At 61.0% G+C, this 25,426-nt stretch carries 24 protein-coding genes; 10 read left to right on the top strand and 14 right to left on the bottom strand.

Annotated features, from left to right (window positions below):
• The first annotated feature begins 43 nt into the window (after positions 1–43).
• Entirely contained in the window at positions 44–1,135 is a 1,092-nt protein-coding gene (locus EAO39_RS17895; protein ID WP_240467120.1) for a branched-chain amino acid ABC transporter substrate-binding protein, read from the top strand.
• A 178-nt stretch (positions 1,136–1,313) separates the two neighbouring features.
• On the opposite strand, the gene EAO39_RS17890 is transcribed toward EAO39_RS17895, so the two are convergent.
• The gene (locus tag EAO39_RS17890; RefSeq protein WP_120970196.1) at positions 1,314–2,231 is read right to left on the bottom strand and encodes a LysR family transcriptional regulator; all 918 of its coding nucleotides are present in this window, start codon (positions 2,229–2,231) and stop codon (positions 1,314–1,316) included.
• A gap of 107 nt (positions 2,232–2,338) precedes the next feature.
• Between EAO39_RS17890 and EAO39_RS17885 the strand changes: the two genes are divergently transcribed.
• Both EAO39_RS17885 and EAO39_RS17880 read left to right on the top strand, forming a co-directional pair.
• Positions 2,339–2,998: an NAD(P)H-binding protein gene (locus EAO39_RS17885; RefSeq protein ID WP_120971236.1), complete on the top strand. Its 660-nt coding sequence runs from the start codon at positions 2,339–2,341 to the stop codon at positions 2,996–2,998.
• Between the two features lie 147 nt (positions 2,999–3,145).
• Positions 3,146–4,369, top strand: a complete 1,224-nt coding sequence (locus tag EAO39_RS17880; RefSeq protein ID WP_120970193.1) for a sugar transporter — start codon at positions 3,146–3,148, stop codon at positions 4,367–4,369.
• A gap of 9 nt (positions 4,370–4,378) precedes the next feature.
• On the opposite strand, the gene EAO39_RS17875 is transcribed toward EAO39_RS17880, so the two are convergent.
• Together EAO39_RS17875 and EAO39_RS17870 are read right to left on the bottom strand one after the other, a co-directional pair.
• Positions 4,379–5,071 carry a PepSY-associated TM helix domain-containing protein gene (locus tag EAO39_RS17875; RefSeq protein WP_120970190.1) on the bottom strand — a complete coding sequence of 231 codons (693 nt, stop codon included), beginning with the start codon at positions 5,069–5,071 and terminating at the stop codon, positions 4,379–4,381.
• Positions 5,072–5,078: 7 nt separating this feature from the next.
• A complete protein-coding gene (locus EAO39_RS17870) occupies positions 5,079–7,163 on the bottom strand; it encodes a TonB-dependent siderophore receptor (protein WP_120970187.1) in 2,085 nt (694 codons plus the stop codon).
• Between the two features lie 305 nt (positions 7,164–7,468).
• Between EAO39_RS17870 and EAO39_RS17865 the strand changes: the two genes are divergently transcribed.
• A complete protein-coding gene (locus tag EAO39_RS17865; protein WP_120970184.1) occupies positions 7,469–8,518 on the top strand; it encodes a porin in 1,050 nt (349 codons plus the stop codon).
• Positions 8,519–8,686: 168 nt separating this feature from the next.
• Here the strand turns inward: EAO39_RS17865 and EAO39_RS17860 are convergent, their stop codons facing one another.
• The 3 genes from EAO39_RS17860 to EAO39_RS17850 all read right to left on the bottom strand — a co-directional run bounded on the left by EAO39_RS17860 (position 8,687) and on the right by EAO39_RS17850 (position 11,450).
• A complete protein-coding gene (locus EAO39_RS17860) occupies positions 8,687–9,034 on the bottom strand; it encodes a DUF4148 domain-containing protein (protein ID WP_120970181.1) in 348 nt (115 codons plus the stop codon).
• A 328-nt stretch (positions 9,035–9,362) separates the two neighbouring features.
• On the bottom strand, positions 9,363–10,766 hold the full coding sequence (locus EAO39_RS17855; protein ID WP_120970178.1) for a heavy metal sensor histidine kinase: 1,404 nt from the start codon (positions 10,764–10,766) through the stop codon (positions 9,363–9,365).
• On the bottom strand, positions 10,767–11,450 hold the full coding sequence (locus EAO39_RS17850) for a heavy metal response regulator transcription factor (RefSeq protein WP_120970175.1): 684 nt from the start codon (positions 11,448–11,450) through the stop codon (positions 10,767–10,769).
• Between the two features lie 162 nt (positions 11,451–11,612).
• Here EAO39_RS17850 and EAO39_RS17845 point away from each other — a divergent pair, with 162 nt between their 5' ends.
• Positions 11,613–12,104 (top strand): cupredoxin family protein, encoded by a 492-nt coding sequence (locus tag EAO39_RS17845; RefSeq protein WP_120970172.1) that lies wholly within the window; start codon positions 11,613–11,615, stop codon positions 12,102–12,104.
• A 281-nt stretch (positions 12,105–12,385) separates the two neighbouring features.
• On the top strand, positions 12,386–12,733 hold the full coding sequence (locus tag EAO39_RS17840; protein ID WP_120970169.1) for a DUF4148 domain-containing protein: 348 nt from the start codon (positions 12,386–12,388) through the stop codon (positions 12,731–12,733).
• A 119-nt stretch (positions 12,734–12,852) separates the two neighbouring features.
• On the opposite strand, the gene EAO39_RS17835 is transcribed toward EAO39_RS17840, so the two are convergent.
• The 3 genes from EAO39_RS17835 to EAO39_RS17825 form a co-directional block, all read right to left on the bottom strand.
• Positions 12,853–13,821, bottom strand: coding sequence for a tripartite tricarboxylate transporter substrate binding protein BugE (locus EAO39_RS17835; protein ID WP_120970166.1), 969 nt, complete (start codon positions 13,819–13,821; stop codon positions 12,853–12,855).
• 97 nt (positions 13,822–13,918) lie between these two features.
• The gene (locus EAO39_RS17830) at positions 13,919–15,169 is read right to left on the bottom strand and encodes a CaiB/BaiF CoA-transferase family protein (RefSeq protein WP_120970163.1); all 1,251 of its coding nucleotides are present in this window, start codon (positions 15,167–15,169) and stop codon (positions 13,919–13,921) included.
• Positions 15,170–15,416: 247 nt separating this feature from the next.
• Positions 15,417–16,610 (bottom strand): acyl-CoA dehydrogenase, encoded by a 1,194-nt coding sequence (locus EAO39_RS17825; RefSeq protein ID WP_120971235.1) that lies wholly within the window; start codon positions 16,608–16,610, stop codon positions 15,417–15,419.
• A 193-nt stretch (positions 16,611–16,803) separates the two neighbouring features.
• Between EAO39_RS17825 and EAO39_RS17820 the strand changes: the two genes are divergently transcribed.
• Positions 16,804–17,748, top strand: a complete 945-nt coding sequence (locus tag EAO39_RS17820; RefSeq protein WP_120970160.1) for a LysR family transcriptional regulator — start codon at positions 16,804–16,806, stop codon at positions 17,746–17,748.
• Here the strand turns inward: EAO39_RS17820 and EAO39_RS17815 are convergent.
• Together EAO39_RS17815 and EAO39_RS17810 are read right to left on the bottom strand one after the other, a co-directional pair.
• The gene (locus EAO39_RS17815; protein WP_162989606.1) at positions 17,705–18,340 is read right to left on the bottom strand and encodes a TetR/AcrR family transcriptional regulator; all 636 of its coding nucleotides are present in this window, start codon (positions 18,338–18,340) and stop codon (positions 17,705–17,707) included. The genes EAO39_RS17820 and EAO39_RS17815 overlap by 44 nt on opposite strands.
• A 100-nt stretch (positions 18,341–18,440) precedes the next feature.
• Entirely contained in the window at positions 18,441–19,601 is a 1,161-nt protein-coding gene (locus EAO39_RS17810; protein WP_120970154.1) for an aromatic ring-hydroxylating dioxygenase subunit alpha, read from the bottom strand.
• 334 nt (positions 19,602–19,935) lie between these two features.
• Between EAO39_RS17810 and tenA the strand changes: the two genes are divergently transcribed.
• Positions 19,936–20,607: a thiaminase II gene (tenA, locus tag EAO39_RS17805; protein ID WP_120970151.1), complete on the top strand. Its 672-nt coding sequence runs from the start codon at positions 19,936–19,938 to the stop codon at positions 20,605–20,607.
• Positions 20,608–20,967: 360 nt separating this feature from the next.
• Here tenA and EAO39_RS17800 read toward each other — a convergent pair whose 3' ends face one another.
• Positions 20,968–21,900: a LysR family transcriptional regulator gene (locus EAO39_RS17800; RefSeq protein ID WP_120970148.1), complete on the bottom strand. Its 933-nt coding sequence runs from the start codon at positions 21,898–21,900 to the stop codon at positions 20,968–20,970.
• A 141-nt stretch (positions 21,901–22,041) separates the two neighbouring features.
• Here EAO39_RS17800 and EAO39_RS17795 point away from each other — a divergent pair, with 141 nt between their 5' ends.
• Positions 22,042–22,923 carry a DMT family transporter gene (locus EAO39_RS17795; RefSeq protein ID WP_240467119.1) on the top strand — a complete coding sequence of 294 codons (882 nt, stop codon included), beginning with the start codon at positions 22,042–22,044 and terminating at the stop codon, positions 22,921–22,923.
• A 50-nt stretch (positions 22,924–22,973) separates the two neighbouring features.
• On the opposite strand, the gene EAO39_RS17790 is transcribed toward EAO39_RS17795, so the two are convergent.
• Both EAO39_RS17790 and EAO39_RS17785 read right to left on the bottom strand, forming a co-directional pair.
• Complete coding sequence (locus tag EAO39_RS17790; protein ID WP_120970145.1) at positions 22,974–23,711, bottom strand: LrgB family protein; 738 nt, start codon at positions 23,709–23,711, stop codon at positions 22,974–22,976.
• Positions 23,708–24,091: a CidA/LrgA family protein gene (locus EAO39_RS17785; protein WP_120970142.1), complete on the bottom strand. Its 384-nt coding sequence runs from the start codon at positions 24,089–24,091 to the stop codon at positions 23,708–23,710. Before EAO39_RS17785 ends, EAO39_RS17790 begins: the two co-directional genes overlap by 4 nt.
• A 173-nt stretch (positions 24,092–24,264) precedes the next feature.
• On the opposite strand from EAO39_RS17785, the gene EAO39_RS17780 reads away from it, so the two are divergent.
• Positions 24,265–24,483, top strand: a complete 219-nt coding sequence (locus EAO39_RS17780) for a hypothetical protein (protein WP_120970140.1) — start codon at positions 24,265–24,267, stop codon at positions 24,481–24,483.
• Positions 24,484–25,426: the final 943 nt, after the last annotated feature.

Genomic DNA, 25,426 nt, shown 5'->3' with positions numbered 1-25,426 from the left:
GAATAAGTTTGGCAAGCTGTGTATTGCGACCGCGATCGCTGGCATGGGCACAGCGGTGATGGCCCAGGAGCAGGTCATCAAGATCGGCCACATCGGCCCTGTGTCCGGCCCTCAGGCCCATTTCGGCAAGGACGATGAAAACGGCGTGCGCATGGCCATTGAGGAGCTCAATGCCAAGGGCATGGTGATTGCCGGCAAGAAGATCAAATTCGTTCTGGTGGCCGAAGACGACGTGGCCGACCCCAAGCAAGGCACGGCCGCTTCGCAAAAGCTCTGCGATGACAAGGTGGCAGGCGCCGTGGCTTTTGTGAACTCGGGCGTGGCCATTCCTTCGTCCAAGGTGTTCAATGACTGCGGCATTCCCATGATTACGGGGGCCGCCACCAACCCCGATCTGACCAAACCCGGCTGGAATACCACGTATCGCGTCATCGCCAATGACAACGCCCTGGGCGCTGCGCTGGCTACCTATGCGGCCAAGGATCTCAAGCTAAAGAATGTGGCCGTGATCGACGACCGTACGGCCTACGGCCAGGGTCTGGCCAATGTGTTCAAGAAGGATGCTGAAAAGCAGGGCATCAAGATCGTTGCTAACGAGTTCACCAACGACAAGGCCACGGACTTCATGGCCATCCTGACCTCCATCAAGGCCAAGAAGCCCGATGCCATCTTCTACGGCGGCATGTACGGCCAGGCCGGCCCCATGCTGCGCCAGATGGCTCAGCTGGGCATGAATGACGTCAAGATGTTTGGCGGCGACGGCATTTGCGTGACCGAGCTGGCCAAGGTGGCGGCCGGTGCCAAGCCGCTGGAAAACGTGGTCTGTGCCGACGGCGGTGCCTCGATAGGCAAGATGCCCGGCGGCACGGAGTGGAAGAAGCGCTATGACGCCAAGTACCCCGGCCAGTTCCAGGTCTACAGCCCTTACTTCTATGACGCGACGCATCTGCTGGCCGATGCCATGAAGCGCGCCAACTCCTGGGACCCCAAGGTCTATATCCCCTTCCTGCAAAAGTCGGACTTCCAGGGCGTGACTTCCAAGATCGCTTTCGAGAAGAACGGCGAAATGAAGAACCCCAGCTACACGCTGAGCCGCTATGTGAACGGCGCCAAGACGCCTATCGAGCAGAAGTGAACATCAACGCTTGAGTGCCGCCGGGTGCTGTACAGGCACCCGGATACGACAAGGCCTGCCACTGCGGCAGGCCTTTTTTATGCTCTTGAAATATGAGTGACTAGCGCTTCAGTCATCTAAATATCAAAGCAAAACAGAGCTGAAATCATTGCCAATGATGCGCAAGCTGCTTTGCTATTCATAGCGTCTGCTGCATGCCGTCCAGCTGTGCAAAGTACTGGCGCAGTACCTCCATGGCCTGTCTGACCTTGGCGCTTTGCACATCGCGTTGCGGGGTGACGGCCCAGATATCCAGCTGGCCCATATCCCAGTCCGGCAGCAGCCGCACCAGGCGGCCCGCGCGCAGGCTGGCGGTCACGTCATGGGCTGAAAGCAGGGCCACGCCCAGGCCGGCTTCGCAAAACTGCTGCACGGCGCTGCGGTGGTTGCTCACCATTTGCGGCAGGACCTGAAAATGCGCTTGCTCGCCGCTGGCGCTGTGGTGCCAGTGCAACTCCAGCTCTGGCTTGTCGCTGCGGCTCAAATCCAGCCAGTGGGCCTGGGCCAGGTCGGCGGGTTGCTGCACTAGCTGTTTTTGTGCGGCTATCCATTGCGGTGCTGCGCACAGCACGGTGGCGCTGCGGCCCAGCAGGCGGGCTACCCAGCTTGAATCTGCCAACGTGCCAAAGCGCAGGGCCAGATCCACCCGGGCCTGGATCAGGTCTATGGGTGCATCGTCCATCAGCAGCCGCAGACGCAGCGCCGGGTGGCGGGCCAGCCACGCGCCCAGGGCGGGCGCGGCGTGCAGGGTAAAGCCTGCCGGAGCGGACATGCGCAGCTCGCCACTGGGCTCCTGGCGCTCGGCGGCCAGTTCGGCCCTGGCTCGGTTGGCGGCCTCGCACATGGTGGCGCACTGGGTATAAAAGCGCTGACCCGCATCGGTCAGGCTCAGCTGCCGGGTGGAGCGGTGCAGCAAGGTGATGCCGGCTTCGCGCTCAAGCTGGCGTATGTGCTGGCTGATGGCCGAGGGCGTCATGTCCAGCAGACGCGCCGCGCCGCTCATGGAGCCTTGTTCGACCACGGAGGCGAAGATCGCCATGCGTTTGAAGTCTTCCATGCACTGATTGTGAAGTACAGCTTCAAAGTCTTCGTGGCTCAAAGGGGTTTTTATTCGGGCCTGAAACTTTTAATCTTTAGCCCTGTTGAAACACAAGGATGAATCTCATGAAAGTCGCTTTGATTGGTGCCACGGGTTTTGTCGGCGCTGCCGTGCTGCAGGAGTTGCTCAACCGTGGTCATGAGGTGGTGGCCCTGGTGCGCCACCCCGAGAAATTTCCAGTGCGCGAGCATGTGCAGATCATCAAGGCCGATGTGCTCCAAGCCAACGAGGTCGAGCGTGCCGTGGCCGGTGTGGATGCCGTGGTCAGCGCCTTTAACGCAGGCTGGACCAATCCCAATATCTATGCCGACTTCATGCAGGGCTCGCGCGCCATCGTGCAGGGCGTGAAAGCCGCCGGCGTGAAGCGCTACATCGTGGTGGGCGGCGCAGGCAGCCTGTATGTGAACGGTCAGCAGCTGGTGGATTCGCCGGAGTTTCCTGCCGCCATCAAGCCCGGTGCCACGGCTGCCCGCGATATGTTTACCGAGCTGCAAAAAGAAGCGGCACTGGACTGGACGCTGCTGAGCCCGGCCGTGGGCTTTCACGGCAGTTCTGCGGCGCAGGCCCAGGGCCGTACCGGCCAGTACCGCACGGGCAAGGATGAGCCGCTGATGCAGGCCGACGGCACGCCAGGCGATATCTCGGCCGCCGATCTGGCCGTGGCGCTGATTGACGCGCTGGACCGGAACACCCATCTGCGCGAGCGCTTTACAGTCGCGTATTGAGGCTTGGCTTCAAGGCCCTGCAGACCCTGCCGTGCTGCAAGGGCTTGGGCTTGAGAGGCGTCGGCGGCCGCCGCCGGCGCGCACAATAAGCGGCCTTGCCTGTGACGGCAGGCCTTTGGCGGCCTGCGCTGGGCCGATTGCCAGACCATGTCCAACTCCTCTTCTTCTCCTGCTTTATCAGCGGCCGATCGCACGCCGCTGCAAGCCTGGCTCAGCGTGATTGCGCTGGCGCTGGGCGCTTTTGTTTTCAACACCAGCGAGTTCGTGCCCGTGGGCCTGCTCAGCGGCATAGGCTCCAGCTTTGGCATGCCGGTGGAGCAGGTGGGGCTGATGCTCACTATCTATGCCTGGGTGGTGGCCCTGGCCTCGCTGCCCTTCATGCTGATGACGCGCAAGGTGGAGCGGCGCAAGCTGCTGATGTGGGTGTTTGGCGTGTTTGTGCTCTGCCACCTGGTATCGGGCGTGGCCTGGAGTTTCACCTCGCTGGTCATCAGTCGCATCGGCATTGCGCTGTCGCACGCCATTTTCTGGTCCATCACGGCATCGCTGGCCGTGCGTGTGGCGCCGCCGGGCAAAAAAGCCCTGGCGCTGAGCCTGCTGGCCACGGGTACCTCCATGGCCATGGTGCTGGGTATTCCGTTGGGCCGTGTGGTGGGCGAGTTGCTGGGCTGGCGCATGACATTCCTGGCCATAGGCGGCGTGGCCGCCGTGGTGATGCTGGTGCTGGGCAAGCTGCTGCCCGGACTGCCCAGCGAGAACGCAGGCTCTCTGGCCAGCGTGCCCATGCTGTTCAAGCGCCCGGCGCTGGTGGGCATTTATGCGCTGCTGGTGGTGGTGATTACCGGGCAGTTCACGGGCTATAGCTATATCGAGCCTTTTGTGCAGAACATTGCCGGTTTTGAGGGCGATGTGACCACGGCCGTGCTGCTGCTGTACGGCGGCATGGGCATTGTGGGCAGCGTGCTGTTCAGCTGGATGGGCATGAAGTTCCCGCGCGGCTTTTTGCTGGCTTCCATCGCGGTGCTGGCGCTGAGCCTGCTGCTGCTGATGGCGAGCAGCGCCGAGGTCTGGAGTCTGTATCTGCTCAGCGCCGTCTGGGGCGTGGCCATGATCTGCTTTGCGCTGTCCATGCAGTCCAAGGTGCTCAGGCTGGCGCCGGACGCCACCGATGTGGCCATGTCCATGTTCTCGGGCATTTTCAACATCGGCATTGGTGCCGGAGCCTTGCTGGGCAGCCAGGTCAGCCTGCACTGGGGCATGGGGCAGATCGGCTATGTGGGCGGGGTGCTGATTGCGCTGGGCGGTGCGGGCTGCGTCTTCATGATGCTGAAGCTGGCCGAGCAGTTCAAGCTGTCTCCCGGCTCGCACTGAGCGGGAGCATTAGGCCAGCAGCGCCAGCGTGACCAGCAGGGTGGTGCAAGTGCCCATCAGGCCCAGGGCCAGCAGGCGCGGCCCGTGCAGCTTGGTCCACAGCAGCAGGCCGGTAATGGAGAGCATGATGAGTGCCCCTGCCAGGGTGTCGGTGAGCAAAATCCAGGCGGCACTGGCGCCGGTTGCCATGTGCAGACGGTTGAGGCGCGACAGCCAGTTGGGGTCAATGCGCTTGATGGTGACCGATTGGTTGCCCGCCCAGTAGTCGGCATTCACGGTAATGCGCGGCGTGGCAAAGGCAATGCCCCAGTGCTCGGGCTGTATCGCTCCCGGCCAGGGCGTAGGCCCGGCCGGGTCCACTATTTTCTTGTGCGGCGCATGATCAATGCCCAGCTCCAGCTGCAAATGCCGGGTCAGCGCATCGATATCGGCAGGCAGGGGCTGGGGCAGGGCCATCTGCCATTGGGTGCTGGCATTGGTCGGCCCCGGGATCTTCATGGTGGCGCGATGGTTGAGCAGCAAGCCCGTGCCGCCAAACAACAGGCCCAGCACCGCTCCCCACATTCCCAACCAGGCATGGGTGCGCCGCAACCACTTGAGCACGGCTGGACGGTGCCAGCGCGAGGGCACAAACAGGTGGCCGCCACTTCGGGGTTTGTCGGCGGCGGGCTTGGAAATCGGGGAGAAGGTGCTTGTGGGCATGTGAGGCTTAGAAGCGGTAGCGGGCAATCAGCTGCGCGGAGCGGGGGGCGCCGGGCAGATTCAGATTGGCCGAGCTGCCGTGGCCGGAGACGATGTAGCGGCGGTCCAGCAGATTGTTGAGCTTGAGCTGCAGATCCCAGGCGCCTTGGCGGTAGTAGGCCATGGCGTCCACCGTGGTGTAGCCGGGCAGGGTCACGGTGTTCAACGGATCGGCATCGCGTGCACCCACATAGTTCAGGCCACCGCCCAGGCCAAAGCCGTTACCCAAAGCCTTGGTCAGCCACAGATTGGCGCTATGGCGAGGGGTGAGCGTGGCGCGCTTGCCTTGGATGCCCGGGGTGGGCGAGCTGGTCATTTCGCTATCCAGGAAGGCATAGCCGGCCCAGACTTGCCAGCTGGGAGCGACTTCTCCGCTAAAGGTTAGTTCGAGGCCGTTGGTGCGTTGCACGCCCAGGGGCACCAGCTTGTTGAGGACGGGGTCCAGGCTCTTGATATTGGTACGCTCCACCCGGAACAGAGAGGCCGTGGCCGATGCCTTGCCGTCCATCAGCTCCCACTTGGCGCCGATTTCTGCGCTGGTGGTTTTTTCCGGAGCGATGTCGACGTTGTTGGCCGCCAGCGAGAAGGCTTCGCCTGAGGGCTGGAAAGACTTGCTCCACGATGCGTAGTAAGACCAGTTGGCGCTGGGCTGATAGACCAGGCCCACGCGCGGGCTCCAGGCCGTATCGGTACGGCTCAGGTTGGGGCGCCCGGCAATGCGCTCGCGCGTGGCCTGCTCGAAGCGGTCGTAGCGAATGCCGGCCAGGGCCTTCCAGTTTTTGGACAGAATGAGCAGGTCCTGAACATAGGCGCTGGCCACATTGAACTTGCCCAGGTTGTCGTTGCTGGGAGCGCCCGTAATGTCCATGGGAACCACCGGCAGCACCGGGTTGAACAGCGAAATCGTGCCTGCGGACTGGGACAGCACGCGCTGGCTCTTGTCCTGGCGACCCATTTCCACGCCGTACAGGAACTGGTGCTCCATGCCGGCCAGCGTAGTCTTGTGCGTCAGCTCGGTCTGGTTGAAGAAGCCATCCTCGTCGCGGTTGACATTGCCGCGGGTCAGCGAGGCGGTCAGGGCTTTTTCATTGACCGATCCCACCAGGGTGTTGCGGCGCACCAGCGAGTAGTCGTAGGTGCGGAAGGCATTGCGCAGCGACAAGCTGTCGCTGAAGCGGTGATTGAGCGTGAGGCTGAGCGAGTCCACCTTGGCGGTGCTCACGTCTGCATCGCGGGCATTGGCTGCACCATAGTAGGCACCGGGGCGCACATTGATGGGGCGGCCGTTGAGGGCGGGGATGCCGAAGTCGGTGATGCGGCTGTCTTTCAGATGATCCACCTGCAGCAGCACATTGGTGCTGGCCGAGGCCTTGAACAGCATGGATGCCGACAAGGCTTCGCGGTCCAGAAACTGTGGGTCGCGGTAGCTGTCCGCCTTCTCCAAAGCGCCCGTGACGCGCAAGGCAAAGCGGCTGTCTTCCGGCGCGCGCGCCAAGTCGAATTCGCCGCGACGCTGATTCCAGCTGCCCACGGTCAGGCCCACTTCGCTCAGATTGACGCCGGGCTTTTTGGTGATGCGGTTGATCAAGCCTCCCGAAGAGCCTCGGCCATACAGCACCGATGCCGGGCCTTTGAGCACTTCGATCTGCTCGATATTGGAGAGGTCGCGAAAGTACAGGGCGTCGTCACGCAGGCCGTCCACAAACTGATCGGCAATCGCCGTGAAGCCGCGAATGGTGATCTGGTCGCGCTGGCCGTCACCGTGTGACAGACCCACGCCGGGCACCAGCTTGAGCGCGTCCTGCATGGACTGCACGGCCTGGTCGCGCAGCAGGCTTTGCGGAATGACGTTCACGGTCTGGGGAATGTCGCGCAGAGGCGCTTCCATCTTGGTGGCGCTGGTCGCCGTGGGCGGGTTGTAGCTGGGTGCCAGCTCGCGCCCGCTTTGCACCTGAACCTCGCCCAGAGTGGCCTCGGCGGCCTGTTGTGCCATGACGGCGCCAGAAAATGCCAGCCCCAATGCGGCAGCCAGAGGCGAATACCTCAATACCATGATTACCTCGCGTTGTATGGATTTTTTGTGCTGGCTTGGCTGGTATTGGCATGGGCGAAATCCACCGGCTTCAATTGGCTACCACCATCTGAAAGTGCGAAAAGCGCGCGAAGTATAAATGAAAACAATTCTCACTTTACGATGTATTTACATTGCAGAAACAGTCGTGTTACGCGCTGCTGCACAAGTCCTTACCGGACCGCCTGGCGGGCAAGGACTTAGGGGCTTGAATTTGGTGTGACGAAAGTTGGCGCGGCTTTTGCATGGGTCTGTAGGTCAATGACTTCAAAGAGAGGAAACTACCCATGAAAGCTGTTTCGATGAGCCTGTGCGCAGCCGCACTGTCCTGCCTGGGCTTGCAGGCCCAGGCGCAAAGCCAGGTGCAACTGACCGGTATGGTCGATGCCTATGCGGGCTCCATGAAGCTGGCAGGCCAGGAGCGTGTGGCTTCGGTAGGCTCGGGCGGGCTGACCACCTCCTGGTGGGGTATGAAAGGCACGGAAGACCTGGGCGGGGGGCTGAAGGCCGACTTCAATCTCACGGCCTTTATGCGTGTGGATACGGGCTCTATGGGCCGCTTCGATGCCGACCCCTTTTTTGCGCGCGATGCCAATGTAGGCCTGAGCGGCAGTTTTGGCCGTGTGGGTCTGGGCCGTGACAAGGCGCCCAACTTCTTGCCCACGATTTTGACCAACCCCTTTGGTGACTCGTTCACCGTCTCGCCCCTGGTGTTGCATGCCAATATGACGACAGCGGCCTGGGGTGCTGGCAATCTGACCACGTCATCTGATACGGGCTGGAGCAATCAAATCGTTTACACCACGCCCAGCTTTGGCGGGCTCAAGGCCAATCTGCACTATCAGTTTGGTGAGAAAAGCAGCCAGGGCGACAAGAGCAAGAAAAACGTGGGTTTGAACGCTCTGTATTTTGGCGGTCCGCTGAGTCTGGTGGCTTTCTACGAACGTGCTCAGATCAGCAACCCGGTTTCTTTGGCCGTGATGCCGACCAAGTCCGACTGGATGGTAGGCGGCAGCTATGACTTCAGCGTGGCCAAGCTCTATGCCACTTACGGTCAGGCCAAGGTCAAGGATCAGGATCGCAAGAACAGCACCTATTCTCTGGGCCTGGATGTGCCGGTACGCGGCACGCCCGGTACCTTCAAGGCAGCGGCTGCAAGAACCAAGGCAGAGCAGGGCAATGCCAGCGGCACACGCACCACCGTCAGCCTGGGCTACGACCACTTCCTGTCCAAGCGCACCGATGTCTATGCCGTAGTCATGTACGACCGTGTGAGCATGGCCATTCCCAACTCCTCTGGCACCAGCCTGCTGGCGGGTGTGCGGCACCGCTTCTGAGTACAGGCACTGGCTCTGCGCACTTGATGCATTCTTAAAAATTCCAGGCTCGCAGCGAGCCAGTGTTGCATGGCGTCGCTAGAAAAAAGAGCCACAGATCTGTGGCTCTTTTTTTGCGCACTCAAACAAGGAGTAAAACCGGACTGCACCTAGGGTGCAGCCCTGGTTTTATCCTCCCATCGCCCGATTACGTGCGTCGCGCTGTGCCGGCGTTTCATTGAGCAATTCCCTGATCACTTCTTCACGCGTTTTGCCGGCTCCCTGGGGCGTGCGAGAAGTCAGGGGGTAGTTGCTTTCGCCGTATGACAAACGGCCTTCGCGCATGGCGGCTTCAGTTTCCGCCCTGACTTGGGCGCGTGTCTTCTGGCTGACGAAGTGTCCGGGATGGACGATCACTCCTTTTTCATTGTTGGCCGGGTGCTCATAGGCGGCAGATGCCATGCCGGGCAGACTCAGAGCCACCACGGCGGCAGCGTTGGCAAGCAGCAAAGAGATGGACAGATGACGTTGGGACATGGTGCAGCTCCTGATGGAAGTGGATGAAACCTGCATCGCCCATGCTTTGGCAAGGTGATGAGGAGATGGCTTCATCGTAGAAAACCGCACCCAACAGAATCGGGACAGCACGATGATATTGCTGTCATTTATCTTCAGCTTGATAGCAGACTCGGCATGACTGGATAGGCTGTTGCCGCGGTCTGCCAGAGCCCAAGGACAGACTGCAGTGCCGTTCTTGAGAGGCGAGGGCAAGAGCAGGGAGCCCCTGCTCTTGCTGGCTGGCTTTCAGATCAAGAGCTTGATGTGGGTCTTGATGTGAAATATTGACGAGGTCTTGAAGAGCTGCTCAAGACTTTGCGTCGCCAAGAGGAAAGCTCATGGCAAAGCGCGTTCGTCCATTGGCGGAGGTGGCGCTGATCCGGCCTCCGTGGGCTTCGACGATGGCACGGGTAATGGCCAGGCCCAAGCCGCTGCCTTCGGCGGCAGGGTGCGCTCTGGAGGGGTCGGCTCTGTAGAAGCGGTCGAACAAGCGGGGCAGAGCCTGGGGGTCAATGTCCTGGCCCGTGTTTTCCACCGAAACCTGAATGGAGGAAGCAACCTTGGAGATGCTGACCGTGACCCGGCCCGCATCGGGTGTGTAGCGCAAGGCGTTGGACAAGAGATTGCTCACCGCACGGCGAAACATCAGGCGGTCACCGGCAATGCTGCTATCGCCTTCCAGGCCGAGCTGAATACTTTTTTCTTCGGCCACGGCCTCATAAAACTCCAGCAATGCCAAAGCCTCCTGGCGCACGGAGAACTGTTCCTTGTGCGGCAGGCTCACTCCATGCTCGGTTTTGGCCAGAAACAGCATATCGGACACCATGCGCGCCAGGCGCTGAAACTCTTCGGCATTGGAGGCCAGAATGTCTCTGTAGGTCGAGGCATCGCGTTTGCTGCTCAGTGCCACTTGCGTCTGCGTCAACAGATTGCTGATCGGCGTGCGCAACTCATGCGCCAGGTCGGATGAAAAATCCGTCAGGCGCTGGAAATCGTTCTGCAATCTATCCAGCATGCGATTGAGCTCCTGCGCCAGATCGTGCATTTCTACGGGCATGGCCTCTACCGGCATGCGCTCCGTTAGCTGTTGACCGGTGACCGCTGCCGCGCGTGATTTCATCTCCCGCAGCGGAGCCAGTCCCTGGCGGGCGGCAAACCACGATAGCAGTGCGCAGACGATGACGGCCGCAGCCGCATAGGCCAGCAAGCTGTTGCGAAGACCATCCAGGAATTGGACGTGGTGTTTGACATCCGCGGCGACCATGACCTGCAGTGCCGATGGACTGTAGGCGGTAGAGGTTTCAAAGCTCAGTGTCTGAAAGCTGGCGTTGTCCTGCAGGCCTACTCCCAAGGAATCATGGCCGGCGTTGTGTTGCGGCTCCGAGCGCGGTGGCTGCTGATCGGAAGCGAAGGACTGAAAGACCGTCTCGCCGTGTGCGTTCTTCACCAGCACATGCAGATCATGGTGATCGCCCAAGGCGTCGCTCAGACGTTCGCGTGCATCTTTTGTCGAAGTGGCATTGCTCAGAATTCTCTGTATCAGCTTTTGCTTGTCCTGCAAGGCCATGCGATCCAGCTCGACAAAATGCCGCTTGATCTCGACAAGAAACAGCCCTCCCAGGCCGAGCACTGCCGCAGTTGCCGCCAAGGTAAAGAAAAGGGTCAAACGCCGAGTCAGAGAAAGCTTGCCTATGGATGACGGTGAGTGCACTTACTCTTCCTCCGGCAGATCCAGCACATAGCCCATGCCGCGTACGGTTTGAATCAGCTTGACGGGCTGGTCATCATCGATCTTGGCTCGCAAGCGGCGCATTGCGACTTCAATCACATTGGTGTCGCTGTCGAAATTCATGTCCCACACCTGGGATGCAATCAGGGAGCGCGGCAGCACCTCGCCGTGGCGGCGCATCAGCAGTTCCAGCAGGCCAAACTCCTTGGCGGTCAGATCGACACGCTTGCCCTTGCGAGAGACTCGGCGCCGCAACAGATCCAGTTCCAGATCGGCAACTTTCAGCACGGTGCTTTCGCTGCCGGGCTGACCTCTTTTCAAAATGATGCGCACCCTGGCCAACAGCTCGGCAAAGGAGAAGGGTTTGACCAGATAGTCATCGGCCCCCAGCTCCAGCCCTTTGACCCGATCCTCCACCTGGTCGCGCGCGCTGAGGAACAGCACAGGCATTTCAAGTCCTTGCTTGCGCAGCGACTGCAGAATCTGCCAGCCGTTGAGGCCAGGCAGCATCACATCGAGGATCAACAGGTCGTACTGACCATGTGAAGCCATGTGCAAGCCGTCTGTGCCGTTGGGCACAAGGTCACAGATGTAGCCCGCCTCGCTCAGTCCTTGCTTCAGGTACTCGCCTGTCTTCGCTTCATCTTCAATGATCAGTATTTTCATGCGCCCTCCATTCGATGTCTGGATCTGAGTGTGCCAAAGATGCGCAGCTGCGGCGTGTAGATAAGAGGAATGTAATTTTCAGGACATCCGGATGAAAGGACGTGAACTCAAAAATGGGCTCATCACGAGATCAAACAGCAGGTCTTTTCAAGGAGAGCATTTATGAAGTTCGCGCAATTCACGATTCAAGGTTTTCTCGTTTCTGCGGCCCTCATCGCATCCGGTGCCGCGCTGGCGCATGGCGACCATGCGGACGGGCATGAGGCTGGCGTTGAGGCAGCCATCGGCCAGCCCGGCGTTGCGGCCCAGGCCAGGCGCAGCATCAACATCGAGATGACGGACAACATGCGCTTCACGCCTGCGTACATAGAAGTCAAGCGCGGTGAGACCGTGCGCTTCGTCATCAAGAACGCCGGCCAGGTCCCGCACGAGCTGGTGCTGGGTGTAGACAAGGCGCTGCAGCAGCATAAGGCCCAGATGGTGATGTCTCCCGGCATGGTGCATGAGGAGCCAGGCAAGCTCAGCTTGCAGCCCGGCAAGCAGGGCGAAATCGTCTGGCAGTTCAGCAAGGAAGGCGTTGTGAATTTTGCCTGCCTTGTTCCCGGTCACTACGAAGCGGGCATGAAAGGCAGCATCCAAGTCAGTCGCAAGTAAAACGTCGCCGGCACGGTCGATGTGATTTCCGCCATGCGCTGCCAATCCTGTGAGCCAGGGTTGGCAGCGTTTATTGCTTGCAAGAGCGAGATCCGCATGCGCGGTTTCACCGCTTTTCATCGCTGCGGCCATGGCTTGTCAAGGCGACGCAAGCTGACAGGAATATCACCGTGCCGTCCTGATTCTGTTGGCTATGGTTTTCTACGATGAAGCCATCTCCTCATCATCTGAACCAAGCATGGGAGATGTAGGTTTCACCCACTTCTATCAGGAGCTGAACCATGTCTCAACGTCATCTGTCCATCTCTTTGCTGCTTGCAAACGCTGCCGCTGTGGTGGCTCTGGGCCTGCCTGGCATGGCTTCTGCGGCCTATGAGCACGCGACCACCACGGAACAAGGGGTGGTCGTTCACCCCGAGCACTTCATCAGTCAGAAGACCCGTGCCCAGGTCAAGGCGGAAACTGAGGCCGCCATGCGCGAAGGCCGCCTCTCCTACGGCGAAAGCAACTACCCCTGGTCTCCGCCTGCAACCCAAGGTCCAGGCAAAACGCGTGAAGAAGTGATCAGGGAATTGCTCAATGAAACGCCGGCCCAGCGTGAGGCGCGCATTCGGGCCATGGCGGGTTAAGGCCGGGGGCAGCCCGTGCTTGAGCGCATAAAAAAAGAGCCACAGATCTGTGGCTCTTTTTTCGCAAAACCTCGCCGTGTGGGCGACATCGGCGAGGTTTTTCATGCCTGCGACGGAGCTTACTCGTCCATCTTCAGGTTCTGCTTTTGCACCACGTTCTTGTAGACCGCCAGCTCTTCGGCCATCTGCTTGGCAAAGGCTTCGGGGGTATCGGCCATGATGATGGAGCCGCTTTCCTCGATGCGCTTTTTCACCGCAGGGTCTTGCACGGCCTTGCGCACGGCTGCGTTGATCTTGTCCACCACTTCCTTGGGCAGATTCTTGGGGCCGACGATGCCGTAGTAGGCCATGCGGTTCACTTGCGGCAAGCCCATTTCCTTGAAGGTGGGCACATCAGGCAGCACGGCCAGACGCTGGGGCGCTGCGACGACGAGGGCTGTCAGGCGCTTTTCCTTGACGAAGGGCAGGGTGGAAGGGAAGTTGTCAAAAATCAGCGGCACCTGACCGGCAACCGCGTCATTGAGCGCCGGGCCCGATCCACGATAAGGCACGTGGGTCATCTCGGTCTTGGTCTCGAGCTTGAACATTTCCATCATCAGATGAGTGATGGAGCCCTGGCCTGGCGAGGCGTAGGAGTACTTGCCGGGATTGCTCTTGATCTCGGCCAGGAAGCTCTTGTAATCCTTGCCGGCAAACTTGGGGTTGGCCGCAATGATGTTGGGCGTGGCGGCGATGTTCACGATGGGCGTGAAGTCGGTGGCCACGTTGTACGGGATCTTGGGGTTGATGGCTGGGTTGGTGGCCGTTGTGGAAACCGTGGCAATGCCCAGGTTGTAGCCATCGGGCTTGGCGCGTGCAGTTTCAGCAGCGCCAATGCTGCCGCCGCCGCCGCCCTTGTTTTCCACCACCACGGACTGGCCCAGCTCGCGGCTCAGCGGCTCGGCAATCACGCGGGCAATCAGATCGGTGGTGCCGCCAGCGGCAAAAGGCACCAGCAGGCGAATCGGTTTGTTGGGGTAGTGGTTCTGGGCTTGTGCCGTGCCGCAAATAGCCAGTGCGGCCAGCACGGTGGCTGTGAACTTGAACATAGTGTGTCTCCTTGGTTGGCGTGTGACATGCCAGCCCCTCGTGGAGGCTGCATGTGATGAATGGGGCTTATGCCCTCTGTTGTTCAGGGGACGTCTTTCAGACGACTCCCTGTTGATGAAGCTGTGCAATCGCGTCGGTGCCCAGGCCAAACTCGCGCAGTATCTCATCGGTATGCTGGCCCAGAGCGGGTGGGGCGCTACGATAAGTGACGGGAGTGCCGGACAGGCGCATGGGGTTGGCCACCGTGGCGATACTGGCGATACCGTCCCCGGCGCTGCGCGGAAGGCTTTTGAGAATGCCGCGGGCCTTGACCTGGGGGTCTTCAAAGGCTTCGGCAATCGTGTTGATGGGGCCGCAGGGCACGGCCTTGTCTTCCAGCAGCGCAATCCATGCGGTCGTGCTGCGGGTCAGCATCACCGGCTGCATGCGCTCCAGCAGCTCGGCGCGGTGGTGAACGCGGGCGGTATTGGTGGCAAAGCGCGTATCCAGCGCCCAGTCCTGATGGCCGATGGCGGCGCAAAAGCGGGCAAACTGGCCGTCATTGCCAATGGCCAGCATCACATTGCCGTCCTGTGTCACAAAGTCCTGATAGGGCGCGAGGCTGGGGTGAATGTTGCCGGCCCGTCCCGGTGTCTTGTCGGTGGCTAGAAAACCGGAGGCCTGATTGGCCAGCACGGCCATGCTCACATCCAGCAACGCCATATCGATGTACTGGCCCTGGCCGCTGTGGTGGCGGGCGTTGAGTGCCGCCAGGATGGCATTGCTGGCATACAGGCCCGTGAACACATCGATCACCGCCACACCTACCCTGAGCGGGCCGCCGCCGGGCTCGCCATCGGCATGGCCGGTGACGCTCATCAGCCCGCACATGGCTTGCACCATCAGGTCGTAGCCGGCGCGCTCGGCATAAGGGCCGTTCTGACCGAAGCCGGTGATGGAGCAGTAAACCAGGCGTGGGTTCAGCGCCTTGAGGCTTTCGTAATCCAGCCCATATTGCTTGAGGCCACCCGTCTTGAAGTTTTCCACCACGACATCGGCCTCTTGCGCCATGCGCAGCAGCAGGGCTCGGCCTTCGGGGTGGGCCATGTCCACGGTGATCGAACGCTTGTTGCGGTTGCAGGCCGTGAAGTAGCTGGCTTCGCGCGTGTCGTTGCCCGCCTCGTCTCTGAGGAAGGGGGGACCCCAGTGGCGCGTGTCGTCGCCCGCCACCGGGCGCTCGACCTTGATCACATCGGCCCCCAGGTCTGCCAGCATCTGTGTGGCCCAGGGACCTGCCAGCACGCGCGACAGATCCAGCACCTTGATGCCTGTCAGTGCGCCGATGGGAGTGGAGGTGGATGCGTTCATGTCGGAGAGTCCGGTCAAGCGAAACAATGAAATGAATAGCTGCTTGCGCTTTATTGGTCTGGGTTCTGTACTGAAAACTATTTAGAACCCAGACTAATCAAGCGGTACCAGCTCATTAATAAATAGCGATCTTTGCCATCGCTCTAGACAAGCAGGGCAACAAGCAAGGGCCGCCCCGCAGCGAAGTTGCCGTCCCCCTCCCGCGAAGCGAGAGAGGGGGAAGCCGCGCAGCGGCTCAGGGGGTGCTTTAGTTCGAGAACGCTGCGATGCCGGTCTGGGCGCGGCCCAGGATCAGGGCGTGCACATCGTGCGTACCTTCGTAGGTGTTGACCACTTCCAGGTTCACCAGATGGCGGGCCACGCCGAACTCGTCGCTGATGCCGTTGCCGCCCAGCATGTCGCGTGCCATGCGGGCAATGTCCAGCGACTTGCCGCAGTTGTTGCGCTTGACCAGGGAGGTGATCTCGATCACGTTCTGGTGCTCGTCCTTCATGCGGCCCACGCGCAGCACGGCTTGCAGGCCCAGGGTGATTTCGGTCTGCATGTCGGCCAGCTTCTTCTGGATCAGCTGGTTGGCGGCCAGAGGGCGGCCGAACTGCTTGCGGTCCAGCGTGTACTGGCGGGCGGTGTGCCAGCAGTCTTCGGCTGCACCCAGCGCGCCCCAGGCAATGCCGTAGCGGGCGCTGTTCAGGCAGGTGAACGGGCCCTTCAAGCCGCGCACATCGGGGAAAGCGTTGTCTTCAGGGCAGAACACGTCTTCCATCACGATCTCGCCGGTGATGGAGGCGCGCAGGCCCACCTTGCCGTGAATGGCGGGAGCCGACAGGCCCTTCATGCCCTTGTCCAGAATGAAGCCGCGGATCTGGCCCACGGTACCGTCTTCGGCCACTTCCTTGGCCCAGACCACGAACACATCCGCCACGGGGCTGTTGGTGATCCACATCTTGTTGCCCTTGAGGCGGTAGCCACCGTCCACCTTGTAGGCGCGGGTGGCCATGGAGCCGGGGTCGGAACCGTGGTCGGGTTCGGTCAGGCCGAAGCAGCCGATGAACTCGCCCGAGGCCAGCTTGGGCAGGTACTTCATCTTCTGCTCTTCGGTGCCGAATTCATTGATGGGCACCATCACCAGCGAAGATTGCACGGAGGCCATGGAGCGGTAGCCGGAATCCACGCGCTCGATTTCGCGCGCCACCAGGCCGTAGCTCACATAGTTCAGGCCGGCGCCGCCGTACTGGGTAGGGATGGTGGGGCCCAGCAGGCCCAGTTCGCCCATCTCGCGGAAGATGGACAGATCCACTGACTCGTTACGGAACATGGACTGCACGCGGGGCTTGAGCTTGTCCTGGCAGTAATCGCGTGCTGCATCGCGGATCATGCGCTCGTCTTCGGTCAGCTGCTGGTCGAGTTGGAAGCAATCGTCCCATTGGTAGCCGTGTGCCATGTTCATCTCCTGAATGCAAAGTGTTGAGTTGCAGGCCCATGCCTGACTGCTTGAGCGCATCTTAGGTTTCAGAAATAGGAGCAGGCAAACGATGATTAATCATCTATTAATGATTTAATTGCATGTATAAAACATGAAACAAGGGTTTTCCCGTTATTTTTGCATTTATTGATGCGTTGTAGGCATAAGAGATATGCGAAGAGTGCTTCCCTCCACCCAGGCCCTGGCCTGTTTTGAATCGGCCGCCCGCCATGTCAGCTATACCAAGGCGGCGCAGGAGCTGTCGTTGACGCAAAGCGCGGTGTCCCGTCAGATCATTGCGCTGGAGGAATTCGTGGGCGTGGCCTTGTTCAAGCGCACGCGCCATGGCGTGCTGCTGACCGAGGCCGGCGTCCATTACGCCAGGCAGGTAGGCCGCTGGCTGCAAGGGCTGGAGCGCGACACGCTGGATCTGATGAGTCACCAGGGCGAGGGCGGCCCCATCAACCTGGCGGCCGTGCCCACGTTTGCCACGCGCTGGCTGCTGCCGCGCCTGCCGCAGCTGGCCAGGGAGCACCCGGACATCACCGTGCACATCGATGTGCAGACCCGCCCGTTTCTGTTTGCCGATACCGTTTTCGATGCCGCGCTTTTTGCCGGCACGCCCGAGCAGGTGTCCCGCTGGCCCGGCGTGCAGGCGCAGTGGCTGATGGGGGAAGAGGTGCTTCCCGTGTGCAGCCCGCAGCTGCTGGCCACTGCCCAGCAGCGCGACCCGGGCCGCGCCTGGCTGCCGGTGGGGCCGGAGGTGATTGCCAAACTGCCGCTGCTGCAGCAAAGCACCCGTCCCCAGGGCTGGCGCCAGTGGTTTGATGCCATGGGCGTGGATGCACCCCGGGCGCTGGACGGCATGCGGCTGGAGCTTTTTTCCATGCTGGCCGTGGCCGCAGCCCAGGGACTGGGTGTGGCGCTGATACCGCCCATGCTGATCGAGCAGGAGCTGGCGCGCGGTGATCTCATCATTGCCTGCCCGCAAGCCCTGCGCGGCAACCGGGCCTACTATCTGATCACCCCGGCGCTGGCCGCCGATGCCCAGGCTGCGCCGGCGCTGCGCGCCTTCAGTCTCTGGTTGCAGGGCAAGGCGCGAGAGGCGCGCAGCTGATGAGGCGCAGCAGGTCGCCGGCCATGCCTTGCAGCCACTGGCTGTCGAGCTTGAGGGCCGGATCGGCAAAGGCCTTGCTGAAGGTGGGCCGCACCATCTGCGCGTAGTTGAGACTGCCCAAAACAATGGTCAGCAAGGCCAGGGCAGACAGGTCCTGGCGCAGCAGGTGCGCGGCCTGGCCTTCTTCCAACAGGGTCAGGCTTTGGCGCAGAAATGCTTCCAGCGGCCGGAACTGGGCTTGCTCTATGCGCTCGGAGTTGTCCAGCAGTTCACGGGTGATGAGTTTGAAGCCCGCAGGGCGTGCCTGCATCCAGTCGAGCTGCAGCATGACAAAGGCCTGCAGGCGCTGCTGCAGGTCGTCGCCGGGTCGAACACCTTGCTCCATGCGCTCCATCAGCTCCTTGGCCTGGGTTTCGAGCACGGCGCGGTACAGCGCTTGCTTGCTGGGGAAATGGTGCAGCAGCCCGGGATTGCCGACCTGGCAGTCCCGCGCTATGGCCGATAGCGAGGCCCCTTGAAAACCGTGATCGGAAAAATGCTGTTCGGCGCGATCCAGGATCAGTTCTTTGCGGGAGAGCGGCTTGTGGGGCATCCGTGGATTATAGAAATCGGGTTTCGCCGAGAAATGCAGCGACGGGCGCGAAGTAGGTCTGAGGGAAATGCGAGGGAAATGCGAGAGAAATGCGACCGGGTCAGGCCAAAGCCTGGTTCCGGTCGGCATCCAGCAACTGCTGCAGCTGGGCATGAAAGCGCGGCGCGCTGTACTCGAAGGTGCCAAAGTGGAAGCTGTCGTTGGCTCCCGAGGCCAGGCCGGCCTGGATGGACTCCGCCAGGGCATAGTCTTCGGCCAGCGTGCGGCGGTACAGGTCCACATTGGCATCCCAATAGGCGCTTGCCTTGTCTGTTGCCGGCTTGGCCGGAATCAGCGTGATCTCGTGCACCCGCGTGCAGGAGGCGCTGAGCGGCGCCAGGTAACTGAGCTGTCCGTGGTCGGGCTGCACCAGCACCATGCTGTTCGGGAAGAAGTAATACGTCAGATTGCCGTACTGGCGCGGGTCGAAGCCGGCCGCCTCGGGCTGATCCTGCGCGAAACGGGACTTGATCAGGTACAGGCGCCGGTGTGCTGCGAACTCGTCAACCAGTTGCAGGTTGTGCATGAACATATGAGCGATGGTCTGGCGATGCGCCACCTTGAAGTGGTAGGCCTCGAAGATGCCGTCGATCAGCAGCTTCCAGTTGGCGTTGACTTCATAGGAGCGCTGTGCATAGGCCACCGGGGTCTGGAACCCGCTCAGGGATTCCAGGTTGTCCATGAGCGGGCCCAGATGGGTATGGATATCGCTGATGGGCGAGGCCGGATCGAGCACGACCCAGATGATGCCTGCACGCTCGACGACAGCCAGTCTTCGAAGGCCGGAGTCTTCTTTCTTCAGGCAGGGAAAGCCGAATGCATCGGGTACACCCCGCAAGCTGCCATCGGCCTGGTAAGTCCAGGCGTGATAAGGGCAGGTGAAGGCGCGTGCTTCATTGCCGCTGCCTTCGGGCACGACCCGTGCGCCACGGTGGCGGCAAACATTCAAAAAAGCCTGCACCGGCCCATCGGCCTGCCGCACCAGCAGCAGCGGAATGCCAAAGCGCGTCAGCGACAACCAGGCACCCGGTGCGGCCAGGGATGAGCTGCCGGCCACGGGCTGAGGGGACTGGCGCAGCAGGCGCAGCTCCTGCGCCGTCTGCTCGTCGCTGGTGTATTGAGCGACCGGCACCTGAGCGCTCTGTGCGTCGGCATCGGCACGACCGGTTTGCATGGCATGCGTGGCTCTGCGATGAAGCTCGGCAGCAAAAAAGCTTTGCATTCCCATTCCTTTTGATGAAAGCGATGCTATCTGGTGATAGCTGGGTTTCAGTCTAAAAACCGACTGGTCAGTCGGTCAATGGGGTTGGCGAGGTGACGCTGCTGTTTGTCTTGATGGTTTTCCCCTTCTGGGCTTCAGGCGCAGGCCGCTCGCATGAAGATGCGCAAGCGCATGGCCGTGTGGCGAGGTGACCGGCGGGCGGGCGATTCGGCCAAGACCTTGAACCGTCTGCCAGTTCTGGCTGCTGGTTTATCAATTTCAGCCAGAATGGTCTGTTCCCCAGGCAGATAAAGCGCTGCCTGCTATTGAATTTGCATTGAGGAGATTGCACGCCATGTCATTCAGTCAAAGCCTGTGGCAAGCCAACCAGGATCTGTTTCGGAGCACCTTGGAGCTGCCTTTCAACCGGGAGCTGGCAGCAGGCACGCTGAGCCAGGAGCGCTTTCGTCATTACATGATCCAGGATGCGCATTACCTGGTGGCCTATGGCCGGGCGCTGGCGGTGACGGCGGCCAAATCCGACAACGCCGAAGGCGTGGTGCAGTTTGCCAATGCCGCCAACGAGGCCGTGGTGGTAGAGCGCAGCCTGCATGGCGGTTTTATGCGCGACTTTGGTGTGACGTCCGAGCAGTTTGCGGCCACGCCGCTGACTCCGGCCTGCCACCACTACACCCACTTTCTGCTGGCCACGGCCTGGACTTCGCCTTACCCCGTGGCCGTGGCGGCATTGCTGCCCTGTTTTTGGATTTATGCCGAAGTGGGGCGCGATATTCATGCGCGTTCAGCATCCGACAATCCTTATCAGGCCTGGGTCGATACCTATGCCAGCGAGGAATTCCATGCCGCCGTGCGCGGGGTCCGCGCCACCGTGGACAGGTTGGCCGACGAAGCCACCGAGGCCACGCGTGCCGCCATGCATGCGGCTTACCGCGACGCGGCGCGGCTGGAATGGCTGTTCTGGGACAGCGCCTACCGGCTCGACGAGTGGCAGGGCGCGCTCAAGTAAGCCGGATGAAGCGACGTTGCCAAGCTATGTTTGATTAAAAATTAATCAGTCATGGCTTTTTCTTTGCAAGACAAGGACTTAGGCCGGTTATTCAGGTGCTGAGGTGTCCTTGTCCACAAGCTTGTAGTGCTGCCGTGGGGAAAACTCGATCAGACCGTGGCAAAGCCCCCGCTGGTATGCGCAAGCCGCTATGAAATGCAGAGTTTGGCCTGGATGATGGTCAGATGGCTGTGATTGCCTAAAAAATGAGCGCTATCGAAAACATGTAATGCCGATAGTGACTTAGGTTGCTTATCCTTGTGGCTTGTGGTGCTTGTCCACAAGCTTGTAGTGCCTGAATGGGGAGAACTTGGCAGAGCTTCATTTTCCGGCGTCCACCAGGTGATCGATCAGCGCTCTGACCTTGAGCGGCACGTGGCGCGACGGCATATACAGCGCATAGGCCGTGCGCTGCGCGTAGCCGCCGGTCAGCTCCCAGTCGGGCAGCAACTGCACCAACTGCCCTTGTTCCAGCAATTGATGAGCGCAGAAGTCAGCCACCAGGCCTATGCCCTGGTGCTGCAGCGCCAAGGTGGTGATGCCCAGGCTGCTGGCCACCGTCAGCGGTGCGGGCAAGCTGGTGCTGATGAGAGGGCCGCCAGTTCCATCGCGCGGCTGCCATTGCAGCTGGTTCTGGAAGGTGCCGTAGCCCAGAGCGATGCATTGCGCACCCCGTTCGGGTAACTGAGCCGGGTGGGTCAGGGCGCCGCCCAGGCCTTGCAGATACTGCGGCGTGGCCACCGCGATATAGCGCACGGGCCGCAAGGCCCGGGCCACCATATGCGGCGGCAACTGCTCGGGCCGCGCGATGCGTATGGCCAGATCCAGGCCTTGCGCAATCAGGTCTTCGGGTTGATCGCTGAGAGCGATATGCAGCTGCACCTCGGGCCAGCGCCGGCGCAGGGCGGGTAGCTGGGCAGTCAGCCAGATTTCGCCAAACACGGTAGGGGCCGTCAGGCGTACCGTGCCGCGCGGCGTGTCGCTGTAGTGGCCTGCCGTGGCATGGACGTCGCGGGCCGTGGCAGCCAGCTGGGTACAGCCGGCATAGACTTCTGCGCCCAGCTCCGTCAGTGATAGCGAACGGGTGGTGCGGTGCAGCAGGCGCACGCCCCAGTGTGCTTCCAGTCGCCCGACGCTGCGGCTCACGGCCGAGGTGGTCAGATTGAGCTGGCGCGCCGCTGCCGCAAAGCTGCGCAGCTCCACCACTTTGGCAAAAACCAGCATCTCGGAAACCAGCAAGGGCTCAATGTGCATGGTGTGGCCAAGGGCAATTGTTGAATTCAGCGCAATAGTACGTGGATTGGTGATGTATTGATGCTCTGTTCGATATGGTCAACCATAGCGCCCATGACATATCCAACTTCTACTTCTGCCGTGCCGATCCATGGCCAACCGATGGCTGCAGACCATGGGCATGAGGCTGCCTCGGGCGGCGGCAGCTGGCGCATGGTGCTGGCCATGGTGCTCTCGGGCACCATAGGCCTCCTGGTGCTGGAAAGCGGTCTGCCGGTGCTGGTCGTGGTCTGGCTGCGCTGCGTTCTGGGCGGGCTGGGGCTGGCGGCCTGGGTGCTGTATTCGCGCCAATGGCAGTCGCTGCAGCGTGCCGAGCTGTTGTGGCTGTTGATTGGTGGCCTGGCGCTGGTGCTCAACTGGCTGTGCCTGTTCTCGGCCTACCGCTACAGCTCGATTGCGGTGGCGACCGTGGTCTATCACATGCAGCCTTTTATCTTGCTGTTGCTGGCTGCCGCATTGGGGCAGGAGGCGCTGCCTCTGCGCAAGCTGCCCTGGCTGCTGCTGGCGCTGGTGGGCGTGGTGCTCAGCAGCGGCCTGCAGGCATCGGGCGCGGAGGTTGCATCCTGGCAAGGCGTGGCTCTGGCCCTGGTGGCCGCCAGCCTGTATGCGGTGGCCACGCTGGCAACGCAGCGCCTGCGCCGCCTGGCTCCGGCGCAGATTGCCATGCTGCAAATGCTGGTGGGCGTGCTGGCGCTGGCTCAGCCTGCCTGGGAGTTGCGGGGCGCCGCGCAGTTTGTGCCCAAGGCCTGGGCGGCGGTGCTTGTGCTGGGCATGGTTCATACGGCCTGGATGTACACGCTGATGTATGCCGCCTTTCAGCGCCTGAGTGCGCAGGCCATTGCCGGCCTGTCATTCATCTACCCCGTGGTGGCGCTGCTGGTGGATTTGCTCTGGTTTGGCGCGCATCCGGCTCCTGCACAGTGGCTGGGCATGGGCTTGATTTTGCTGGCGGTCTGGGCCTATAGACGCAAGAAATCAAGCTAAAACGAGTTGCAGCGCTTATCTATCAAACGCTTGCAGCTATCGTTTTGATATTAGATCCAGGGCGTGAGGGCCAGCACCAGCGGCATCAACACTGCCGTGGCCACGCCATTCAGGCCCATGGCCAGGGCCGAGAAGGCGCCCATGGTGGGGTTGATCTGCAGCGCCCGGGCTGTGCCTATGGCATGGGCAGTCAGGCCCAGCGCAAAGCCCTGCACCGCAGGGTCCTGGATGCGCAGTAGCCGAATCAGCAGCGGCGCCATCATGGTGCCCGAAATGCCGGTAATGGCCACGGCCACGGCCGCCAGCGAGGGCTGACCGCCGAAGCGCTCTGCCATGGGCAGGGCAATCGGTATGGTGGCGGATTTGGGAGCTACGGCAATCAAGGTGGCTTCGGAGCCGCCAAAAACCCAGGCTATGCCCAGGGCGCTAAGCAAGGCCACCATGCAGCCCACCAGCAGGGCGACGCTGATAGGCAGCCAGAGCTGCTTGATGCGCTCGCGCTGCGCATACAGCGGAATGGCCAAGGCCACGGTGGCTGGGCCAATCAGCAGACCCAGCAGGGAAACGCCGCTGCGGTAGGTGTCATATGGCGTTCCCGTCACCAGCAAAATGGCGACGATGACCACCACGCCGGTAAACACCGGAATCAGCAAGGGGCGGTTGCCGCTTTTCTTGTAGATGGCCATGGCGCAGAGGTAGATCAGCATGGTCAGTACCAGCCAGGGCAGGGGGGAATGTGCCAGGCCTGCCCAGGCGGTGTTCAGGCGTTCCAGCCAGTCGTGGCTCATGAGGCCTCCGTAGTGTTTGCCTCGCTGCCGGCCTGCGCAGAACGCTGGCGCTGCAGCAGAAAGCGAAAGGTCAGCGCGGTGGCGGCGAAGGTGACGGCGGCTCCGGCCACGCAGGCCAGTACAAACGGCAGCCACTCGCGGCGCAGATGATCAAACTCCAGCATCACCCCGGCGATGACGGGAATGAACAGCAGCATCATGTTCTGCAGCAGAACCTGGGCCACGGCCTCCAGTGACGGCGGCAGCCGCCGGTAGAAAAGCAGGCCCAGCAAGAGCAGCAGCGTGCCGATCAAGGCACCCGGCAACGGCAGTCCGCTGACGCGGACAAGCAATTCGCCCAGCAACTGGAAGGCGAACAAAGTGGCAACGGCGTAAAGCATGGGCGGGCGAAGAGGTGAAGGTGAGGGTGGAGCGCAATGTTGCCGGCAGGTAAAGCCGGCATGCAGCTATTGCATTGACGTTCAAGCAGGTCTATCTTGGGCCGCAGATGAGGGCGCAGGGCTGCGCCGGACATCGTACCGAAGCCAATGATGCAAGCTTAGGAGGAAACGTCATGGAAACCGCACTCTATCGCGCACCGGTCTACGAACCCACGGTGGATGAATTGGAAACGCTCAAGAAACTGGAGATGGGCGAGGATGTCTCACTCTGGTCTGCCGCCAAGGAGTATCTGTCAAAACGCTTGCTGGAGCGCGGGCTGGTTTCGCAGGATGCAGAAAGGCATTGGCACATCACCGATGCGGGTCGTGCCATCATTCGTCGCACCTTCTAAGACACCGGTATTTACCCTTGGATTGAAAGCTGCCTTATTTAGAGGCAATGAACCTTTGAGCTATTGAATGCAAGGGCTTGGCGGGTTCTGTAGCTGATATTTCACAGGGTGTTCACAGGATTATCCACAGTAATTGTGGAAAAAAGCGCCGCAGCATACGGCGCTTTTTTTATGCCTTCTCGTGGCTGCAATCGTGTTTCGGATCGCGGCCAGACAGGATGGGTTTGGGGCGCTTGCCAAACCCTGACCATGCGAACCTTGAGAGGGAAACTACCGCTGCAGATGCGGCAGGAGCCGGTTTGCAGAATGACGTTGAACATCTGCCTCAAAGCCGATAGCAGGAAATCAAGAATGCGCCAAGCCGGCCATCCATTTGCCGGAAATAAGCAAGAAAGCCAAAGTTATGCACAGATTGTGTGCGAGGCGACGATTGTCTGGATGGCTGACATCCTGCGTTGGCCCGATTTCAGGGCTGGCACATGGATCAGTTGCACGAATGGCAGCTCAAAGACGAGCACTCTATGGAGTGCCTCCCCAGGCACTCGGCTCTAAGAATGGGCCAAAAAAGTGGGATCACGTTGCTTGGCTGTCAGGGCGGCGGCATAGCCACGCTTGGCGCAGCACGTTTCAAAGTGCCATGGCTCAACCCTTGGGGGAGGCAGATTGTAGCCCAGATTGCAGAGCCAAAAATCCTGGCGCGCGATATTGGCCCATGGGCTGTAGTGAATGGTGCAGCCTGCTTGACAGCCCCAAAGCAGGTGCAGGCATTTTCAATGCACTGCTGACAGTGATGTGAGTCGATTTGCTTTGCCGCCCAAGGCGTTGGGCAGCGATCCGGACCCGTTCTGGATGAATCCTCAGGCCATTCACCTTCGCTCCTGGATTCAGCTTGGGAAGCTATTTAAAGAGCCGGAAACAGCTGATATTGCTTATATGAATGGGC

Origin of the sequence: Comamonas sp. lk (assembly GCF_900564145.1) — a bacterium.
Taxonomy (GTDB): Bacteria; Pseudomonadota; Gammaproteobacteria; order Burkholderiales; family Burkholderiaceae_C; genus Comamonas.
Note: the sequence above shows the minus strand (reverse complement) of the source record. Positions and strands in the feature narration are given on the sequence as shown.

Coding starts and splice junctions, on each gene's coding strand:
- EAO39_RS17790 (WP_120970145.1), bottom strand. CDS start 23,711: ATGAGCCACGACTGGCTGGAACGCCTGAACACCGCCTGGGCAGGCCTG.
- EAO39_RS17860 (WP_120970181.1), bottom strand. CDS start 9,034: ATGTCCCAACGTCATCTGTCCATCTCTTTGCTGCTTGCCAACGCTGCC.
- EAO39_RS17810 (WP_120970154.1), bottom strand. CDS start 19,601: ATGCAAAGCTTTTTTGCTGCCGAGCTTCATCGCAGAGCCACGCATGCC.
- EAO39_RS17785 (WP_120970142.1), bottom strand. CDS start 24,091: ATGCTTTACGCCGTTGCCACTTTGTTCGCCTTCCAGTTGCTGGGCGAA.
- EAO39_RS17795 (WP_240467119.1), top strand. CDS start 22,042: ATGGCTGCAGACCATGGGCATGAGGCTGCCTCGGGCGGCGGCAGCTGG.
- EAO39_RS17895 (WP_240467120.1), top strand. CDS start 44: ATGGGCACAGCGGTGATGGCCCAGGAGCAGGTCATCAAGATCGGCCAC.
- EAO39_RS17840 (WP_120970169.1), top strand. CDS start 12,386: ATGTCTCAACGTCATCTGTCCATCTCTTTGCTGCTTGCAAACGCTGCC.
- EAO39_RS17880 (WP_120970193.1), top strand. CDS start 3,146: ATGTCCAACTCCTCTTCTTCTCCTGCTTTATCAGCGGCCGATCGCACG.
- EAO39_RS17825 (WP_120971235.1), bottom strand. CDS start 16,610: ATGGCACACGGCTACCAATGGGACGATTGCTTCCAACTCGACCAGCAG.
- EAO39_RS17815 (WP_162989606.1), bottom strand. CDS start 18,340: ATGCCCCACAAGCCGCTCTCCCGCAAAGAACTGATCCTGGATCGCGCC.
- EAO39_RS17820 (WP_120970160.1), top strand. CDS start 16,804: ATGCGAAGAGTGCTTCCCTCCACCCAGGCCCTGGCCTGTTTTGAATCG.
- EAO39_RS17845 (WP_120970172.1), top strand. CDS start 11,613: ATGAAGTTCGCGCAATTCACGATTCAAGGTTTTCTCGTTTCTGCGGCC.
- EAO39_RS17800 (WP_120970148.1), bottom strand. CDS start 21,900: ATGCACATTGAGCCCTTGCTGGTTTCCGAGATGCTGGTTTTTGCCAAA.
- tenA (WP_120970151.1), top strand. CDS start 19,936: ATGTCATTCAGTCAAAGCCTGTGGCAAGCCAACCAGGATCTGTTTCGG.
- EAO39_RS17830 (WP_120970163.1), bottom strand. CDS start 15,169: ATGAACGCATCCACCTCCACTCCCATCGGCGCACTGACAGGCATCAAG.
- EAO39_RS17850 (WP_120970175.1), bottom strand. CDS start 11,450: ATGAAAATACTGATCATTGAAGATGAAGCGAAGACAGGCGAGTACCTG.
- EAO39_RS17780 (WP_120970140.1), top strand. CDS start 24,265: ATGGAAACCGCACTCTATCGCGCACCGGTCTACGAACCCACGGTGGAT.
- EAO39_RS17870 (WP_120970187.1), bottom strand. CDS start 7,163: ATGGTATTGAGGTATTCGCCTCTGGCTGCCGCATTGGGGCTGGCATTT.
- EAO39_RS17865 (WP_120970184.1), top strand. CDS start 7,469: ATGAAAGCTGTTTCGATGAGCCTGTGCGCAGCCGCACTGTCCTGCCTG.
- EAO39_RS17835 (WP_120970166.1), bottom strand. CDS start 13,821: ATGTTCAAGTTCACAGCCACCGTGCTGGCCGCACTGGCTATTTGCGGC.
- EAO39_RS17885 (WP_120971236.1), top strand. CDS start 2,339: ATGAAAGTCGCTTTGATTGGTGCCACGGGTTTTGTCGGCGCTGCCGTG.
- EAO39_RS17890 (WP_120970196.1), bottom strand. CDS start 2,231: ATGGAAGACTTCAAACGCATGGCGATCTTCGCCTCCGTGGTCGAACAA.
- EAO39_RS17875 (WP_120970190.1), bottom strand. CDS start 5,071: ATGCCCACAAGCACCTTCTCCCCGATTTCCAAGCCCGCCGCCGACAAA.